The following is a 17,025-nucleotide window of genomic DNA, read 5'->3' as shown; positions in this document are numbered from 1 at the left end:
CGATGGATGTGAAGGCATTTCAATGCAGCCAATTAGACAAACTACAAATCCCTTTAGTGAATCAATTTTATAAGCAGGTTTATAAAAAAGGAGTAGCCAATAAAAGCGAGCAGGTGTTTGTAGTAAAGGCAAAGCAGATAGTCTGTGCCGCGAGATTAAAAGCAGTTGATGATAACCTGTTATTAACGGGTGTGGCCTGCGATCCTACTTATCGTCAACAAGGATTAGCCAGCCAACTAATCCGATATGTTTTAAGCTTGCAGACGGAAACCGTTTATTGTTTCCCTTATCCACACCTACAAGGGTTTTATCAGCAGTTAGGGTTTCAATTATTGCCCGCTGAGCAGTTACCTATCACACTTGCTGAGCAATACGCTCGTTACAATAATCGTCACCCCTTACTATCAATGAGCGTAAGCAGCTCTTAGCTTAAGCAAACAAACTTAATAAGTGCTCATAACCTTGCTCTGCCATCTGTTCTTTTTTTACAAAACGTAATGAGGCAGAGTTAATACAATAACGTAACCCAGTTGGTGCTGGACCGTCGTCGAAAACATGCCCTAAATGTGAGTCTGCCTGCGCACTTCTCACCTCTGTACGTTGTGAAAATAGTTTAGTATCCACTTTTTCAGTTAATACGATATCTTCAATCGGCTGCGTAAAGCTTGGCCAACCACAATGTGCATCAAACTTATCTAGAGAGCTAAACAAAGGTTCGCCAGAGACGATATCCACGTAGATGCCCTCTTCACGGTGATCCCAGTAAATATTATTAAAAGGTGGTTCAGTCCCTTCCAATTGAGTCACTTGGTATTGCATTTCGTCTAATTGCGCTTTTAATGCATCCTGTGATGGCTTTTCAAATTTGCTCATGCTATTTCCTCTCTCTTATAGGTAGTCGATAGTACGATGTTTTCAGTAAAAGGAAAACACACAAAGATTACGGTCATTGTGCTGAAAAAGACCACCTAAGATGATTTATCACACTTTTACCAACAATTTAATTGTGTGTTCTTTATTTCAAGCAGGTAAAATAATGTGCATATTCGATAGAGTTAAGTATAAGGATTTGCAATGAAAGTCGTGGTTATTCCCGTTACCCCCTACCAACAAAACTGCAGTTTACTGATTTGTGAAGAAACTAAAAAAGCAGCGATTGTTGACCCCGGCGGAGAGAGCGAACGTATTTTAAGTGCGATTAAAAATCACAATGTCACCGTAGATAAAATTATTTTAACGCACGGACATTTAGATCATGTGGGTGGCACAGAAGCACTGCTCGCCAAGTTAGATATTCCAGTACTTGGGCCAGAGAAAGAAGATGCGTTTTGGTTACAGCAACTCGAAACACAAAGCACTATGTTTGGTTTCCCGCACACCACTAGCTTTGAACCAACTAAGTGGCTTGAAGAAGGTGAAGAACTAAAAGTTGGGAATATTAAATTAGATATTTTACACATTCCAGGACACACACCGGGCCATATCGCATTATTTGATGCTAAAAGTAAACAGGCGATTGTCGGCGATATTTTGTTTAATGGTGCGGTAGGACGTTCAGACTTTCCGCGCGGTAATCACCAACAATTGATCTCAGGTATTAAACAAAAGTTGCTAACATTGCCACAGGATACCTTAATTTACCCTGGTCACGGTCCAACCACAACGATTGGTCAAGAACAAAAAAGTAATCCTTACTTACGATAAAATAGACGGCGAATAACCAGTTAAACAGAGCTTATTCGCCTATTCATTTTACATCGGTATCACTCTGTCGTTAATCGTTAATTCACCTCTATCCAGGGTTGCCTGTAATCTTAACTTACCTTGCTGTTGGGCTAAAATACCATTGCTTAATGCCACTTGTAACAGGCCAGTAAAGTCTGATTGACCAAGTAGTGCCTGAGGTAAACTCATATCCAAAGAACCATTGCTGTAATCAATTAACATCAAAGGGTTATTCATTACGTTTTTTAATCCTACGTTAGGCTGGATATCCATTGATAAGTTAGCATTCACTTCTCCCCACGGGGTTTTAGAAGTTAGTTTCTTAATATCAACATCCACTCCAAGGCTAACTAAATCTGCAAATGCTTGATGCATTAACCCAGGATCATCAAGGTTTCTTTTTAAATGACTTAATGCAGCAAGGTTTAGTTTATCTAAGGCGAGTGAAAACTCACTATCAGTAAATACCTGCGGTCCATTATGTATGGTTTTTATCTGCCAATCATTCTGGCTGTCTAAACTTAATCTGTCGTCTGTAGTGGTACTAGATCCCGTTAAATTAACTTGTTGTAATGCTAGTTTTTTACCTGCTGCTTCAAATTGAAACTGATCGATACTAGCCTGATATTGATAGTCTACTAAGTGCGCTGCTTCTAAGGTGACAAAAGAAGCAAAAATAGCGATATCATCAGCGGCAAAATGTTCATTATCAACAACACCATGAAAACCACCCCACTGTAAATTCAAGTCACTGTGATGGTTATTCAGGTCATAATCATAATTTAATGTTAACGCCCCTGTTTCTAATGACTCTTGTGCTGCTTGATAAACACCTTTAGGCAAAGATAAGCTACCTTGCACCTTACCTAGCAAGTTGATCTCTTCTTTTGAGTTAAACCAATGTTCTGTTTGGAAAAAACTATTCAATGTTTCCTGTAACTGCTTATCTACTAACTGCATTTGATTCACAGAACTGGCTTTGTAGGGATAATGGGTAATATCAGAGGTCATATTGAGCTCTAAGGGTGGACGTTCTGGCATCGAAATTGATACTTTGAAGTCTGCCTTAGTGTGGAAAAATGATTTTTGATAGTTTAATAACTGCACATCCACATCAGGGCTATCCAGTTGCGCGACTTGTTCATGTAAGGTTTTTTCTACTTGAACACCAACAAAGTAAGTACTCCCTAACAGCAGGATCACTAAGGTTAAGATACTTATAATGAACCATTTTTTCATTATAACCTCATAAAGAAACAGATAAATAAGACACGCCTAAATCGATATAAACGAGAGTGGAGGTAACATTATTTATGTAAATCATTATGGATTACAATAGCCAGACCTGATTTAACGGGCGATTTGACTAAAATATGTTAAATAAAACTTTTAATACGTTCATCTCAATAGCCTGACCGTACTGCTTGCCTTGAATATTTCAGGTATGATTAGTTACAGTATATGAATGAAATCGCCAAAGTGGAGTGCATCATGCAACTCCACTCTGAAAAGCCTGCTTAAGCGGCTTTATATTATTGATAAGGAACACAACATGGCTACTGACCAAATTTCAGAAGAAAAACATTTAAAGAAAATGAAAGCAGTAAAAGAGAAACAAGACCAAAAGATCGCCGCTGCTAAAGAAGAGCGTGGTGTGAGCATTTTATTAGCCGGGCCAGGTAAAGGTAAAAGTAGCTCAGCTTTTGGTATGTTAGCGCGATCTTTAGGTCATGGTCATAAAGTCGCTGTTGTACAGTTCCTAAAAGGTGCAATGTCGACGGGTGAAGAGAAATTTTTCAACAGCCACGAAAATGTTCATTGGTTCACCATGGGTGATGGCTTTACATGGGAAACTCAAAACCGCCAGAATGATATTGATAGTGCCGAGAAAGCTTGGAAAAAAGCGGAAGAATTGCTTGCTGATGACTCTTACCAGTTAGTGATCCTAGATGAGATCACTTATATGTTTAAATACCAATACCTTGAACTACAACCAACGCTAGACGCACTTAAAAACCGCCCTCGTGATATGAATGTAGTATTAACTGGTCGTGGTCCAAAACAAGAGTTAATCGATGCCGTTGATACTTACAGCATGATCCTAGCTGAAAAACATGCTTTTAAAGATGGCGTAAAAGCGCAAGCGGGCATTGAGTGGTAATAACCACACCAATCAACTGATTCAAACAAAAAGGGCTTGTCGTTGTAAACGACAAGCCCTTTTTAATGACTACTAGAAACTAACTAAGCTTATTGAATGCCTGAGTGACGTAATAGCGCATCAATCGATGGTTCACGTCCCATAAAGTTTTTAAACAGGGTCATTGGCGCTTCACTGCCCCCCTTCTCAAGAATATTATTCAAGAAAGAACGCCCTGTTTCCGCATCAAAGATACCATTCTCTTCAAAACGTGAGAAGGCATCAGCAGACAATACTTCAGCCCACTTGTAGCTGTAGTAACCAGCCGCATAACCACCTGCAAAGATATGGCTAAAGCTATGCTGGAAGCGGTTAAATGCAGGTGCATTAATCACTGCCACTTTAGCTCTCACTTCACTTAACACTTTTTGAGCCTGACCTTTTTCACCGGCTTTATATTGGTGATGTAATAGGAAATCAAACAGTGAAAACTCAAGCTGACGGACCATTTGTAAAGCACTATTGTAGTTTTTAGCTTGAAGCATTTTCTTCAATAAATCAGATGGTAAAGTATCACCCGTATCAACATGTCCAGAAATTAAGGCTAATGCTTCAGGCTCCCAACACCAGTTTTCTAAGAACTGACTTGGTAGTTCAACAGCATCCCATGCTACGCCATTAATACCAGCAACACCCGATGCCTCAACTTTAGTCAGCATATGGTGAATACCATGACCAAACTCATGGAACAATGTCACTACTTCGTCATGAGTAAATAACGCTTCTTGTCCACCCACTGGTTTGTTGAAGTTACAAGTTAGGTAAGCAACAGGTAACTGTAAGCTACCATCTACTTTACGACGACGACCACGACAAGTATTCATCCAAGCACCACCGCGCTTGTGTGCTCGTGCATATAAGTCAAGGTAGAAACTACCCACTAGCTCTTTTTGGCGGTTATAGATTTCAAAGAAACGTACATCTTGATGCCATACATCAACGTCTTTTGATTCTTTAATGGTTAAATCAAACAAACGATGTACTACATCAAATAACCCAGTAACAACACGGTTTTCCGGGAAGTAAGGGCGTAATTGCTCATCGGAAATTTGGTAACGTTGCTGTTTTAACAGTTCAGCATAATAGCTTAAGTCCCATGACTCTAGCGTCTCTAACCCATCTTTTTGACGTGCAAAAGCAAGTACTTCATCTCTTTCATTTTCAGCTTGTTTAGTTGATTTTTCAGCAAGCTGGGTTAAGAAGTCAATGACTTGATCCGGCTCATCAGCCATTTTAGTGGCTAAGCTATATTCACCGTAATCATTAAAATCTAGTAACTGCGCGAGTTCATGGCGTAATGCCAGGATTTGTTCAATGATCTCACTGTTATCAAACTCATTGGCATTCGGACCTTGGTCAGAAGCACGTGTTGCAAACGCAGTGTACATCTCTTCACGCAGCTCACGATTTTCAGCATAGGACATGACCGCTAAGTAACTTGGGAAATCTAACGTAAATAGGTAACCTTCTTGCTCTTTCTCTTGTGCTGCTTGTTGAGCTGCTGCAATAGCTGTTTTTGGTAAACCCGCTAACAGATCCAGATCTGTCACTAATTTACTCCACGCGAGTGTTGCGTCCATAACATTATTGCTGAAGGTTGATTGTAGCTGTGAAAGTTGCTGTTTAATCTCGCCGTAGCGTTTTTGTTTTTCTTCGCTTAGAGCAATACCCGCTAATTTAAAATCGCGTAATTCATTTTCAATGACTTTTTGCTGTTCGCCAGTTAACTCTGTAAATGCATCACTATTAGCAATGCTTAGGTAAGCTTCATATAAACCTTGATGTTGGCCTACAAAAGTGCCGTATTCTGAAAATAGACCAAGACAAGCGTCGTGTGCAGCGCGTAATTCATCATTACTCACTACTGAATTCATATGTGAGATTGGGGACCAAAGCTTGCCTAAATGATCATCAGCTTCATCTAATACGGCAACAAAATTATCCCAAGTGTAGGTATCTAACTCAGCTAATTTCTGTTCAATTAAGGCTTTATTATCGGCAATAGTTTGTTTAACAATCGGCTCAATTTCAGCGATTTGTAGTTGGCTAAACAAAGGAAGGCCATCTGTTTTTAATAAACTTGAATCTTTTATTGTAGTCATAGCATTCATCTTATCTGAGAAGGAACTAATAATATGCGGTCAGTAACCTCAAAATTCAAGGTGTAGGCTAAGCTAGCTTGCATATATTTAAGGTAAATATCTAAAACTTATCTAATATAAACACTTAACCGCTTGTAAATGTGTTAAATATCAGGGCTAAATGGTAACCTCATCTATAACAATCTGGGTAGTGGATTCACATAAATGTTAAGAAATAAAATCAAATCATTAATTAATTTACAATCTTTTAGAATGCGAAATAGTTTATCGATTCGTCTGCTTTCTTATGTTCTAGTGTGTAGCTTTGCGCTTGCAATTCTTATTACCTTAATTCAACTACTAATCACCTATCAAAGCAATTTAACAAAAATTCATAACGGTATTGAACAAGTTGAAACAACCTTTGTTGAGCCCTTAGCCCAAAGCCTGTGGAATTTTGATAAAGAGCAAATCGAAGTTCAGAGCCAACGTATAATGAACTTGCCCTATATGCAGTATGTCAAAGTCTATGAAGTGGTCGGCAACACAGAAGTGGCTATGACTCATCAGGGTATATTCCAAGCAAAGTATGACATTAGTGCAAAGTTTGATTTAGTACATCAAAAACAAGTAGTTGGCGCGTTATTTGTTGCGGCTTCATTAGATCAGGTCTACCAACAGTTGCTTAATGATGCTTTTTCTATCTTTATTAACCAAATTATTAAAATAATGGCAGTGGCTATCAGTATCCTGCTTATTATTTATTACACAGTGATCCGCCATATTAATAAGATCGCGCTATATACCCGTAATATTAAACTCTCCTCGAACAATAAAAATTTAGTGTTAGATGGACGAAAAGCCAATTTATCCGCCTCTAATGATGAGTTGGATGAATTAGTTTATCTACTGAATAAGATGCAAAGACGGATTGTCGCTGAATTAACGGATAAAGAGATAGCCATTAATGAGTTACAGCAAGAGCGTGACTTTTCAGCCACCATTATTAACTCCTCTAGCACCATTATCTGTTGTTTAGATGCCGATTTCAAAATAGCCACCATTAACCCAGCAGCGGTAATATTAACAGGTTACTCTCAAGAAGAGTTAAACCAAAAGAATTGGTTAGATATTTTTGTGTTATCAGAGCGCCAACCTGAGTTACAAGAAAAGCTCTCTGAAAATGAGCCTTTAGATGGAATTGAAATAGAGATGCATGACCAAATGGGCGAAGTAAATACCCTACTTTGGACCTTCTCTGCCTTTTACGAAGGTATGGATATCAAGTACTTAATCGGTTTTGGTCACGATATCACCCAACAAAAACAGGTTGAGCAGGAAATACTACAACTAAACGATCAACTAGAAGAAAAAGTAAGTAAGCGTACTGCGGCATTAACCGCTAGTAATGCGCAAATGGTACAAACCGTTGAACAACTAAAACGTACTCAACAAAACTTAGTTGAATCGAAAAAAATGGCTTCACTAGGGAGTTTAGTGGCAGGCGTGGCACATGAAATTAATACCCCTATTGGCATGAGTGTCGCCACAGCTTCTTCGCTACAGGAAGAGATTGCAGCGCTAAATAACCACCTACAGGAAACAGAATTATCACGCCCCTACTTAAATCGTTTTGTTGAACAGTCACAAGACGCCAGCAAGCAATTACATAGCAACTTAAAACGTGCTGCAGAGCTGATCAGTAGCTTTAAACAAGTGGCTGTAGATCAGTCTTCAGAGTCTTGTTATTCATTTAATCTAAAAGAAAACGTTGAACAAGTAGCAATTTCATTAAAACATAAAATAAAACAGAGCCGAACCCAGGTGCATATTGATTGCCCGGAGACTCTATCTATGTATAGCTTCCCTGGTAGTTTCGTACAGATTTACTCAAACCTGATTATCAATTCGATGATTCACGGCTTTAATGATTGGTCCGGTGAACGTCATATTTTCATTAATATTCAACTACAAGAGAGCATGTTAGTCATTGACTACCGAGATACTGGTAGAGGTATTGCCGAGGATATAGCAGACCGTATTTTTGACCCTTTTGTTACGTCGAAAAAAGGCTCAGGTGGTAGCGGTTTGGGGACACATATTGTCTATAATATTGTGAGTCAATTATTTAAGGGAACAATAGAACATGTAGCAGAAGAGCAAGGAGCACACTTTGTGATGTCGATTCCCTACCGTGCAAGTATGAATGGTTAACACAATCATCAACCCTATCGTAAATAACTGACGATAGGGTTGATCATGTTCAGAAGGAATTTATTCAGCAGGTGTGTCAGCAGTCTCTTCGCTGGCTTCTAGTAAATCATGTTCACCATACCATTGCGCAATTTTACGCTCTAAAATATCAACACCTAAGCCTTTTAATGATGAAAACAGTTCAACCTGTACATCACCTTCAAAGTTTTTAGCTTCTTCACGCATCTTCAACAAGGTCGCTTTACGAGCGCCCTGCTTTAGTTTATCTGCTTTAGTTAATAGCGCTAATACAGGAATGTTTGCATCGATAGCCCAAAAGATTAACTGTTGATCTAAGTCTTTAAAAGGATGACGTACATCCATCAATACTACTAAGCCCTTTAGTGATTCACGCTCTTGCAGGTATTCACCTAGTGATTTTTGCCATTTTAATTTCATCTCTAGCGGTACTTTTGCAAAACCGTACCCAGGTAAATCGATTAATCTTTTACCTTCTTCAACTTCAAAGACGTTAATCAACTGCGTACGACCAGGAGTTTTACTGGTTCTTGCTAAGCTTTTTTGACGTGTTAGACGGTTTAAAGCACTTGATTTACCTGCGTTTGAACGGCCAGCAAAGGCCACTTCAATGCCACTTTCCACTGGCAAATGCTTATCTAAATGACGAATATCTGGTGCACTAATTAAAAAGTGCGCTTTTTGAAAATGTATTTTTGGAAACTCCACGATATGCCTCATCTCATTTTTATAGCAAATTTGTTTTGAAAGACCATCTCACAATGGTTTTTATTTGCGCGCATTATAGCACGGCTAAAACCGCAAACTTTAGAAATTAAATAGAACCGACCTGAAAATCTATCAAGCGCTAGCCTGAATCAACAAAATCCCTCAATAAGCGATCATCTTTAATATTAAAGGTGATAAAAATCTTATGCTTAGCAAGCATATAAATAGCTTACAGAATTACCCTATTGATATCCGGTAAATCACTTATTAAGCACAATTGTTAAAGGCATCCACCTAACACCAGAGAAATAGCGTTTGATTCAAGTACCTTGATTGCTAAGCACCCTATAAACCTGTTATTCTGCGCATCATTAACATCCCCAATTCTGGTGTGTAACACCACTATTTTCATGTTATTAAAGCAACGCATAGTAATAAGATGAAAACTGATATTTAAAGGTAACTATAAACATGTCTCGTTCTAAAAAAAGCCGTACAGCGGGTAACAGTGACGCTAAATTTGATGGCCGTAGAAAAGAAACGTCAACACAAGCAAAAGAAGCACGTGAAAAGAAGCGTAAAGAAAAATTAAAAGGCAATAAAGCCGGTAACCGTAATGCCGTTGAAAGCAAACAAGGTGCGCAACAAAGCCAACGCCAAGCAAAAAATGACAAACGTGTTGGCAGTAAAAAACCAATTGCATTAACGCTTAACGATAAACCACAAGAAGCGGTTAAGCCTAAAATCGATATGCAACCAAAAGTGAAAGTGGTTAAAAGCGCTCCTGCACCACAAAAAGCGCCAGTTAAAATTTCTCCAGAGAAAGAGCTAGCGAATATCGAAAATGATGACCGTCTAAATGATCTACTAGAGCAAGCAGAAACAGATCAAGCGTTATCGAAAGAAGATCAAGCATGGGTTGATCAACAGCTAAAACGTCACCAAGAACTAATGAAAGAGTTAGGTTGGATGGATGATGAAGGCGAAGAAGATTTACTACAACAGTTTGAAGATGCAAGCTCTGCACTGGATGAATTTAGATAGGATAGACTTAATATGACTACAAGTATGATCTTTGCCATTATTGCCGTTGTTATTATTTTAGCATTGGCTTTTTATGCGGGTATGTTACTTAATAAAATCAAAATGCATAAAGCAAAAGCGTTAAAGGCAGAACAAGCACAGGCTGAGTTTAAGCAACAAAAAATTCAAGAACGAAATAATAATATTGTGGAAAGTATTCGTTTTATTGCAAAAGCGACCTTACAAAAGCAATGTAACGTTTCTGAAGCAGCCATTCGCTTAACGGTTTTATTAGAAACCTTACAGCTTGAAAAGGCTGTAGATATCGCCGGTGATTACCCCGCTTTAACGGCTATGTTTGAAAAAGTTAAAGATATGCCAACACATGAAGAACGTAAGGCTCGTCCAGTCAAAGAGATTAAAATATTAGATGCCAGACGTGAGCTTTTTGAAGCAGAAATGGAAGAGGCGATCATCAAAGAAAGCGCTCAACTTGCGGAATTTACTATTTAACCTAAATCAATAGCACTTTTTATTAGTTAAGCAACTGATCTAGCTCAATAAGAACGTGCTATTTAGCTGTTACTCTGACGCGATTTATAATTAAAGTATAAAAGAGAGTGACGGATGCAACAGCTGATTTGGGATCAAGCCCTAATTGAAAAATACAATTACAGTGGTCCTCGTTATACCTCATACCCAACCGCGTTAGAGTTTAGCGATACATTCACGCAAAACGACTTATCCACTGCAACAAAGCAGTATCCAGAACGTCCTTTGTCTTTATATATCCATATCCCTTTCTGTCACAAGATTTGTTATTTTTGCGGCTGTAATAAAGTCATTACTCGTCATCAAGAAAAAGCAGATAAATACTTAGATTATTTAGCAAAAGAGATAGCTCACCAATCTCGCTTAATGGCAAATCGTGTTGTTAGTCAATTACATTGGGGTGGTGGCACGCCGACCTTTTTATTACCCAAACAAATCTCTCGCCTGATGATCCTATTACGAAGCCACTTTAACTTTGCACAGGATGCAGAGTTAAGCATTGAAGTAGATCCTCGAGAAATTGCCTTAGACACCATAAACCATCTAGCCAAAGAGGGGTTTAATCGCTTAAGTTTAGGCATTCAAGACTTTAATAAAGACGTGCAAAAAGCGGTGAACCGAGAACAAGACGAAGCCTTTATAGAGCAATTATTAACACGTGCAAAACAGCAAGGCTTTCAATCCATTAATCTTGATATGATTTATGGTTTACCCTTACAGAATCAACAGAGTTTTGCCTATACTTTGCAAAAAGTCCTGACTTTAGATCCTGCACGTTTATCTATATTTAACTATGCACATATGCCTAGTTTATTTGCCGCACAACGTAAAATAGATCAGCATGATCTGCCTAAACCCGCTGAAAAACTCGCGATATTGCAGCAAACCATCGAATTTTTAACTCGATCTGGTTATCAATTTATTGGTATGGATCATTTTGCAAAGCCGGATGATGAACTAGCTGTAGCGCAACAACAGGGAAAACTGCATCGCAATTTCCAAGGTTACACTACACAGCAAGAAGCTGATTTATTAGGCATGGGGGTATCCGCGATCAGTCAGATTGGTGATTGTTATTCGCAAAATCAAAAAAAACTACAAGATTATTACCAACAAGTTGAGCAATTAGGCCATGCACAATGGAGAGGTATTCAATTAAGCAAAGATGACTTAATCCGCCGCGAAGTAATCAAACAATTAATCTGTAACTTCCGCTTAAACAAAAACACCATTGAACAACAATTTGCGATACAATTTGATCATTATTTTGCACATGACATGCAACTGTTAACGCCTTTTATTGAGGATAAGCTGATCACCATGGATAAACATCAGATTCAAGTTTCTGCCACAGGTAAGCTATTGATCCGTAATATTTGTATGTGTTTTGATGTGTATTTACGCCAACAGGCACGCCAGCAACAATTTTCTCGAGTCATTTAAGTAATGCAAAATAGATCAAGTTTATATCTAGGTTTAATGTCAGGCACCAGCTTGGATGCCATTGATGTTGCACTATGTGAGCGCAATGAAGACGGTTTTGTACAAGTTGCAGGGACTGCCATTGACCTAGACCCTAAGCTGCGCCAACAATTGCTTAATATATGTAATGAAAAACACAGCAGCTTGCATCAAATAGGGGAAGTAGATCACCTGTTTGCGGCCGCTTGTGCACAGGCGATTAATCATCTACTTAGCCAAGAAGGTATCAACCCATCCACTGTCACGGCAGTAGGCAGTCATGGTCAAACCATCTATCACTCTCCTGATACTGAAATTGCTTTTACCCAACAAATTGGTGATGCCAATGTGATCGCTGCACAAACACAGATCCCTTGCGTTGCTGACTTTAGACGTATGGATATGGCTTACGGTGGGCAAGGTGCGCCCTTAGTCCCCGCCTTTCATCAAGCTTTATTTGCTGAGCATGAGCAACAACGCGTTATTTTGAATATTGGTGGGATTGCTAATATCAGTGTATTAAATGGCACTGAACATGCTTTTGGTTATGATACAGGACCTGGTAATATGTTGATGGATGCATGGATTAACCTGCATCATCAGCAAATCTATGACAAAGATGCTTGGTTTGCTAAGAGTGGGCAAATTAATCAAACACTATTAAACCAATTATTAGCAGATCCTTATTTCACTTTACCTGCTCCTAAAAGTACCGGAAGAGAAAAATTTAATCTCACTTGGTTAACCGAGCAGATAGCCGATCAAAATTATCCAGCACAAGATGTGCAACGAACGTTATTAGAATTCACAGCCATCACTATTGCAGAACAAATCAAACAACAAAGCCAAGCTTGTGATGTGTATGTTTGTGGAGGCGGTGCATTAAACCCATTATTAATGTTACGTTTAGATGCATTATTGGTAGGTCATCAAGTGCAAACCACCGAGGCCTTAGCTATTAACCCAATGTATGTAGAAGCCGTTGCTTTTGCTTGGTTAGCAGAACAAAGAATATTAGAAAGGAAAGTCCCGTTGAAAGCTGTCACAGGCGCGACAAGAGATACCATTTTAGGTTGTGTTTATTTGCCTTAGCGCATTCTCATAATCACACCATTTTAGTATTTGTCGGTTAAACGGTAAAAACACCATAGCAATAAATGTAATGCCATCAAGATAGCAGTAATAGCAAAGAACATTAAAAAAGTGACCTGCTGAACGACTAACCATTGTTCAATATCTACCATCATATAAACAGCAAAAAAACCAATTAACATCACTAGATTAATCAGCATACACTGCTTACAACGCCCCAATTTTTCTTTGAATAAGCTACTCATACAAGCGTTACAAGCCACTTGAATCTCCTACATCTTGTTAATTAGGATAACTTTGATTAATATTTACCCATTATTCTATTTATGAGTCAGCATTATGCATCACTTTATCAGCATCTTATTTGCACTGATAATCTTTTCAGTGGAGGCCTCTGAAAAAAGAGCCGCGCCAGTTAAGAGTGACACAGCGGTGCCGCATAATAATGGCACGCAAGGCTTATTAAAAGATACCTATATCGAACCTATTGATAACTTTAACAGTATCGGTAGTGAATACAAAAAGCCTAAAGACACCACTCAGAAAAAACAACAAGCAACACTACAAAAGTCGGAAGTCAGTAATAATATGAATAGTACACCTTCGACCACTACAAGCGATGCTACCCCACAAGCTAAAATGCCCGTTGAATCGAGCACCATTAACAAAAATCAACCCGCTTCCATTCCAGCATCATAACTCGTTCAGAATAAATAACCGTTAAGGTCGTTTACTGTTTGACCTAGCCTAAGCTTTAGATATACTGGTTATCCACTTGAATTTAAGAGCTTAATGAATGAAATATATTGGCGCACATGTTAGTGCCTCTGGTGGCGTATTTAACGCTCCTAAAAATGCCCATAATATTGGGGCAACAGCTTTTGCTTTATTTACTAAAAATCAACGACGTTGGGAGGCTAAACCACTTGACGAAAATACGATCCGTAAATTTAAAGCAGCGTGCTTACGTTATAAGATACAAAGCCAAAATATTTTACCTCATGACTCATATTTAATTAATTTGGGCCACCCGGAAGCAGAAGCACTAGCAAAGTCTCGCCATGCTTTTTTAGATGAGATGCAACGTTGTGAACAACTCGGTTTAAGCTTGTTAAACTTTCATCCAGGTAGTCACTTGAAAAAGATAGCAGAAGCAGATTGTCTAAAGCGTATTGCCGAATCCATTAATATCGCTTTACAGCAAACCACTCACGTTTCTGCGATTATTGAAAATACTGCTGGTCAAGGTACCAACTTAGGATATCGTTTTGAACACCTTGCGGAGATTATTGAACAGGTTGATGATAAACAACGTGTAGGTGTTTGTATTGATACCTGTCATACCTTCACCGCAGGTTATGACTTACGAGGAATGGCAGCAACAGAAACAACCTTTAAGGAGTTTTCTGATGTAGTGGGCTTTGAGTATTTACGCGCAATGCATATCAATGACAGCAAAGTGCCCTTTGCTAGCCGTGTAGATCGACATGCACCTTTAGGGGCAGGTGAAATTGGTTGGGATTGTTTTGAATATCTGATGAAAGACAAACGCTTTGATGACATCCCACTGATTTTAGAAACCACAGATGAAAGTCTGTGGCCACAAGAAATAAATCGTTTAAAACAATGGTCAGAGGCTGAATAAGCGCTAATTATTGCTTTAGAGCATTAAATACTTTGAAACTCATTAAACAGCGATTATGCTACTAAAGTAACGTTAAAATAAGGAAAGTAATATTCATGTTCCAACCACTTAAAGCATCTATTCAAACCTATATGACAGAAGAGCATGTTGCCTTTGTCGAACGCGCATTTCATTATGCATATGCGGCACATGATGGTGTGAAAAGAGCAAGTGGGGAACCCTATATTACACACCCTGTAGCAGTAGCTGGTATTTTGGCTGATATGAAGCTGGATTACGAAGCGATATCTGCAGCGCTCATGCACGACGTATTGGAAGACACAGACACCACACATGAAGAGTTAGCAGAGGCTTTTAATGCTGATGTAGCACAACTTGTAGAGGGTGTGACTAAGCTAGATAAGTTCAACTTTGAAAACCGTGAACAAGCACAGGCGCAAAACATCCGAAAAATGTTAATCGCCATGTCTAAAGATTTCCGAGTAATGTTAATTAAACTTGCTGACCGCGTACACAATATGCGTACTCTGGATTCATTACGCTTAGATAAACGTCAGCGTATCGCTCAAGAAACCTTTGAAATCTTTACCCCAATTGCTAACCGTCTGGGTTTACACCATTTAAAAAATGAGCTGGAAGAACTTGCCTTTAAAGCGCAAAACTCAGCTCGTTACCATGTATTAAAAGAGGCGATTGCCAAAGCTCGCGGTAACCGCCAAGACTTTATTGAAAGTATTTGTGATGAAATATCAGAACAACTCAATTCAATGTCTATTGATGCACAAGTGATTGGCCGTGAAAAACACCTCTATAGTTTATACAAAAAAATGCGCAAAAAAGGCTGCCAATTCCATGATGTTATGGATGTGTATGCCTTTAGAATTATCGTAAAAGACCTAGATACTTGTTATCGCGTACTAGGCCAAATACATCATTTGTATCAGCCAAAATTAGAGTTCTTTGAAGATTATATTGCCTTACCAAAAACCAATAGTTACCAATCTTTGCACACCACCTTGATTACCCATCAAGGTGTGAATATAGAAATTCAAATCCGTACTGAAGATATGGATGCTGTTGCTAAACACGGTATTGCTGCACATTGGAGCTATAAAGAAGGTAAACAAACCACTAACATTGCCGCACAACTGCAAACTCGTAACTGGTTCCAAGGATTAACTGAGCAAGAAGATAACAGCACTAACTCCATTGTTTTACTAGAAAATATTAAACAAGAGTTAGGCAAGAATGATATTCACGTATTAACCCCTCAGGGTAAAATTATCGTGCTACCTGCTTTTGCCACTGCCGTAGATTTCGCCTATGCCGTGCATACCAAGATTGGGCATCATTGTATTGGTGCCAAAGTAGATAATGAATATTCAGTATTAAGCCAAAAACTAGAAAGTGGTCAAACCATTGAGATCATTACAGGTAAAGAGCCTAGCCCAAGTCCTGAATGGTTGAACTTTGCTGCCACACATAGAGCACGAAACAGTATTCGTAACTACCTAAAACAGTTACCACAAACTACCACCATCCCATTAGGTCGCCGTTTATTAAAACAGGCACTCAATGCGACTAATTTAACCGATATCCCACAGGAAAATATCGACAAGGTGATCGCCGATCATCATCTAGATGGCTTTAACCACCTGTTACATGAAATTGGTAGCGGTAAACTACTGAGTTTAATCATAGCAAGACGTTTACGCGGTAATGCTGGCGAACTCACTGAGTCACAACATAAACAAAATATTCGCCAAAGCGCTATTAAAGGTGCAGAGGACATTATGTTGACTTATGCAAACTGTTGTAAGCCATTACCAGGCGATCCAATTGTTGCTCATACCAGTACCGGTAAAGGGGTCGTGGTACATGTGACCAATTGTCACAATGTTAGTGGCTTTGAAAATGAACTTGATAAGTATATCGCTGTCGAATGGGATATGAAGTTTATGAACCAGTATGAATACTCAAGTGATCTGGTGGTTCAGATGGCTAATCATAAAGCTGGCTTAGCGAAAATGTTTAACGTAATAGCCAAAAGTAATGCGAACGTTATAGATTTACAAACCACTGCGGTGACTAATCAAATCTATTCAATTAACGTTACCTTAACTGTGATTAACCGAATACATTTGTCTCGTATAATGCGTCAAATTAAGAAATTAAGCGGCGTGAAAAGCGTGAAACGTAACAATAAAAAATAACTAAGAAAAATGATACTTAAATCAATTACTTCACATGATAAGAAGTATCATTTATATTGTTTATAATAAAAATAATAATAACAATATCTACAT

The 17,025-nt window shown here is 38.7% G+C and carries 16 protein-coding genes; 11 read left to right on the top strand and 5 right to left on the bottom strand.

Translation table 11 applies throughout. The annotated features are described in order from the left end of the window. Positions 1 to 2: 2 nt before the first annotated feature. On the top strand, positions 3 to 428 hold the full coding sequence (locus tag DS885_RS05800; RefSeq protein ID WP_113818458.1) for a GNAT family N-acetyltransferase: 426 nt from the start codon (positions 3 to 5) through the stop codon (positions 426 to 428). Between the two features lies 1 nt (position 429). Here DS885_RS05800 and msrB read toward each other — a convergent pair whose 3' ends face one another. Then, complete coding sequence (gene msrB, locus DS885_RS05795) at positions 430 to 873, bottom strand: peptide-methionine (R)-S-oxide reductase MsrB (protein WP_113818457.1); 444 nt, start codon at positions 871 to 873, stop codon at positions 430 to 432. 201 nt (positions 874 to 1,074) lie between these two features. On the opposite strand from msrB, the gene DS885_RS05790 reads away from it, so the two are divergent. Beyond that, positions 1,075 to 1,704, top strand: a complete 630-nt coding sequence (locus DS885_RS05790) for an MBL fold metallo-hydrolase (protein ID WP_113818456.1) — start codon at positions 1,075 to 1,077, stop codon at positions 1,702 to 1,704. A 48-nt stretch (positions 1,705 to 1,752) separates the two neighbouring features. Here the strand turns inward: DS885_RS05790 and DS885_RS05785 are convergent, their stop codons facing one another. Beyond that, entirely contained in the window at positions 1,753 to 2,964 is a 1,212-nt protein-coding gene (locus DS885_RS05785) for a DUF945 family protein (protein WP_113818455.1), read from the bottom strand. 313 nt (positions 2,965 to 3,277) lie between these two features. Here DS885_RS05785 and cobO point away from each other — a divergent pair, with 313 nt between their 5' ends. After that, complete coding sequence (gene cobO / locus DS885_RS05780; protein ID WP_113818454.1) at positions 3,278 to 3,886, top strand: cob(I)yrinic acid a,c-diamide adenosyltransferase; 609 nt, start codon at positions 3,278 to 3,280, stop codon at positions 3,884 to 3,886. Positions 3,887 to 3,975: 89 nt separating this feature from the next. Here the strand turns inward: cobO and prlC are convergent, their stop codons facing one another. Further along, complete coding sequence (prlC, locus tag DS885_RS05775) at positions 3,976 to 6,027, bottom strand: oligopeptidase A (RefSeq protein WP_113818453.1); 2,052 nt, start codon at positions 6,025 to 6,027, stop codon at positions 3,976 to 3,978. Between the two features lie 204 nt (positions 6,028 to 6,231). On the opposite strand from prlC, the gene DS885_RS05770 reads away from it, so the two are divergent. Beyond that, positions 6,232 to 8,220: an ATP-binding protein gene (locus DS885_RS05770; protein WP_113818452.1), complete on the top strand. Its 1,989-nt coding sequence runs from the start codon at positions 6,232 to 6,234 to the stop codon at positions 8,218 to 8,220. Between the two features lie 60 nt (positions 8,221 to 8,280). Here the strand turns inward: DS885_RS05770 and yihA are convergent, their stop codons facing one another. Next, complete coding sequence (gene yihA / locus DS885_RS05765) at positions 8,281 to 8,946, bottom strand: ribosome biogenesis GTP-binding protein YihA/YsxC (RefSeq protein WP_258546851.1); 666 nt, start codon at positions 8,944 to 8,946, stop codon at positions 8,281 to 8,283. Between the two features lie 471 nt (positions 8,947 to 9,417). On the opposite strand from yihA, the gene yihI reads away from it, so the two are divergent. From yihI to DS885_RS05745, 4 genes are all read left to right on the top strand, one after another. Continuing rightward, the gene (gene yihI / locus DS885_RS05760) at positions 9,418 to 9,990 is read left to right on the top strand and encodes a Der GTPase-activating protein YihI (protein ID WP_113818450.1); all 573 of its coding nucleotides are present in this window, start codon (positions 9,418 to 9,420) and stop codon (positions 9,988 to 9,990) included. Positions 9,991 to 10,002: 12 nt separating this feature from the next. Then, positions 10,003 to 10,482, top strand: a complete 480-nt coding sequence (locus DS885_RS05755) for a DUF2489 domain-containing protein (protein WP_113818449.1) — start codon at positions 10,003 to 10,005, stop codon at positions 10,480 to 10,482. 114 nt (positions 10,483 to 10,596) lie between these two features. Continuing rightward, positions 10,597 to 11,964, top strand: a complete 1,368-nt coding sequence (gene hemN / locus DS885_RS05750) for an oxygen-independent coproporphyrinogen III oxidase (protein WP_113818448.1) — start codon at positions 10,597 to 10,599, stop codon at positions 11,962 to 11,964. 3 nt (positions 11,965 to 11,967) lie between these two features. Beyond that, positions 11,968 to 13,074 carry an anhydro-N-acetylmuramic acid kinase gene (locus DS885_RS05745; protein WP_113818447.1) on the top strand — a complete coding sequence of 369 codons (1,107 nt, stop codon included), beginning with the start codon at positions 11,968 to 11,970 and terminating at the stop codon, positions 13,072 to 13,074. A 23-nt stretch (positions 13,075 to 13,097) separates the two neighbouring features. Here the strand turns inward: DS885_RS05745 and DS885_RS05740 are convergent, their stop codons facing one another. Continuing rightward, positions 13,098 to 13,337, bottom strand: coding sequence for a DUF3624 family protein (locus DS885_RS05740; protein ID WP_113818446.1), 240 nt, complete (start codon positions 13,335 to 13,337; stop codon positions 13,098 to 13,100). Positions 13,338 to 13,413: 76 nt separating this feature from the next. Here DS885_RS05740 and DS885_RS05735 point away from each other — a divergent pair, with 76 nt between their 5' ends. The 3 genes from DS885_RS05735 to DS885_RS05725 all read left to right on the top strand — a co-directional run bounded on the left by DS885_RS05735 (position 13,414) and on the right by DS885_RS05725 (position 16,932). Then, positions 13,414 to 13,773 carry a hypothetical protein gene (locus DS885_RS05735; protein ID WP_113818445.1) on the top strand — a complete coding sequence of 120 codons (360 nt, stop codon included), beginning with the start codon at positions 13,414 to 13,416 and terminating at the stop codon, positions 13,771 to 13,773. A gap of 97 nt (positions 13,774 to 13,870) precedes the next feature. Further along, on the top strand, positions 13,871 to 14,719 hold the full coding sequence (gene nfo, locus DS885_RS05730; protein WP_113818444.1) for a deoxyribonuclease IV: 849 nt from the start codon (positions 13,871 to 13,873) through the stop codon (positions 14,717 to 14,719). Between the two features lie 89 nt (positions 14,720 to 14,808). Continuing rightward, entirely contained in the window at positions 14,809 to 16,932 is a 2,124-nt protein-coding gene (locus DS885_RS05725; protein ID WP_113818443.1) for a RelA/SpoT family protein, read from the top strand. The last annotated feature ends 93 nt before the right edge of the window (positions 16,933 to 17,025 follow it).

It is taken from the genome of Psychromonas sp. B3M02 (assembly GCF_003318165.1).
Classification (GTDB): domain Bacteria; phylum Pseudomonadota; class Gammaproteobacteria; order Enterobacterales; family Psychromonadaceae; genus Psychromonas.
The sequence above is the reverse complement of the archived record's forward strand: the minus strand, read 5'-3'. Positions and strand labels throughout refer to the sequence as shown.

Coding starts and splice junctions, on each gene's coding strand:
- DS885_RS05800 (WP_113818458.1), top strand. CDS start 3: ATGGATGTGAAGGCATTTCAATGCAGCCAATTAGACAAACTACAAATC.
- msrB (WP_113818457.1), bottom strand. CDS start 873: ATGAGCAAATTTGAAAAGCCATCACAGGATGCATTAAAAGCGCAATTA.
- DS885_RS05790 (WP_113818456.1), top strand. CDS start 1,075: ATGAAAGTCGTGGTTATTCCCGTTACCCCCTACCAACAAAACTGCAGT.
- DS885_RS05785 (WP_113818455.1), bottom strand. CDS start 2,964: ATGAAAAAATGGTTCATTATAAGTATCTTAACCTTAGTGATCCTGCTG.
- cobO (WP_113818454.1), top strand. CDS start 3,278: ATGGCTACTGACCAAATTTCAGAAGAAAAACATTTAAAGAAAATGAAA.
- prlC (WP_113818453.1), bottom strand. CDS start 6,027: ATGACTACAATAAAAGATTCAAGTTTATTAAAAACAGATGGCCTTCCT.
- DS885_RS05770 (WP_113818452.1), top strand. CDS start 6,232: ATGTTAAGAAATAAAATCAAATCATTAATTAATTTACAATCTTTTAGA.
- yihI (WP_113818450.1), top strand. CDS start 9,418: ATGTCTCGTTCTAAAAAAAGCCGTACAGCGGGTAACAGTGACGCTAAA.
- DS885_RS05755 (WP_113818449.1), top strand. CDS start 10,003: ATGACTACAAGTATGATCTTTGCCATTATTGCCGTTGTTATTATTTTA.
- hemN (WP_113818448.1), top strand. CDS start 10,597: ATGCAACAGCTGATTTGGGATCAAGCCCTAATTGAAAAATACAATTAC.
- DS885_RS05745 (WP_113818447.1), top strand. CDS start 11,968: ATGCAAAATAGATCAAGTTTATATCTAGGTTTAATGTCAGGCACCAGC.
- DS885_RS05735 (WP_113818445.1), top strand. CDS start 13,414: ATGCATCACTTTATCAGCATCTTATTTGCACTGATAATCTTTTCAGTG.
- nfo (WP_113818444.1), top strand. CDS start 13,871: ATGAAATATATTGGCGCACATGTTAGTGCCTCTGGTGGCGTATTTAAC.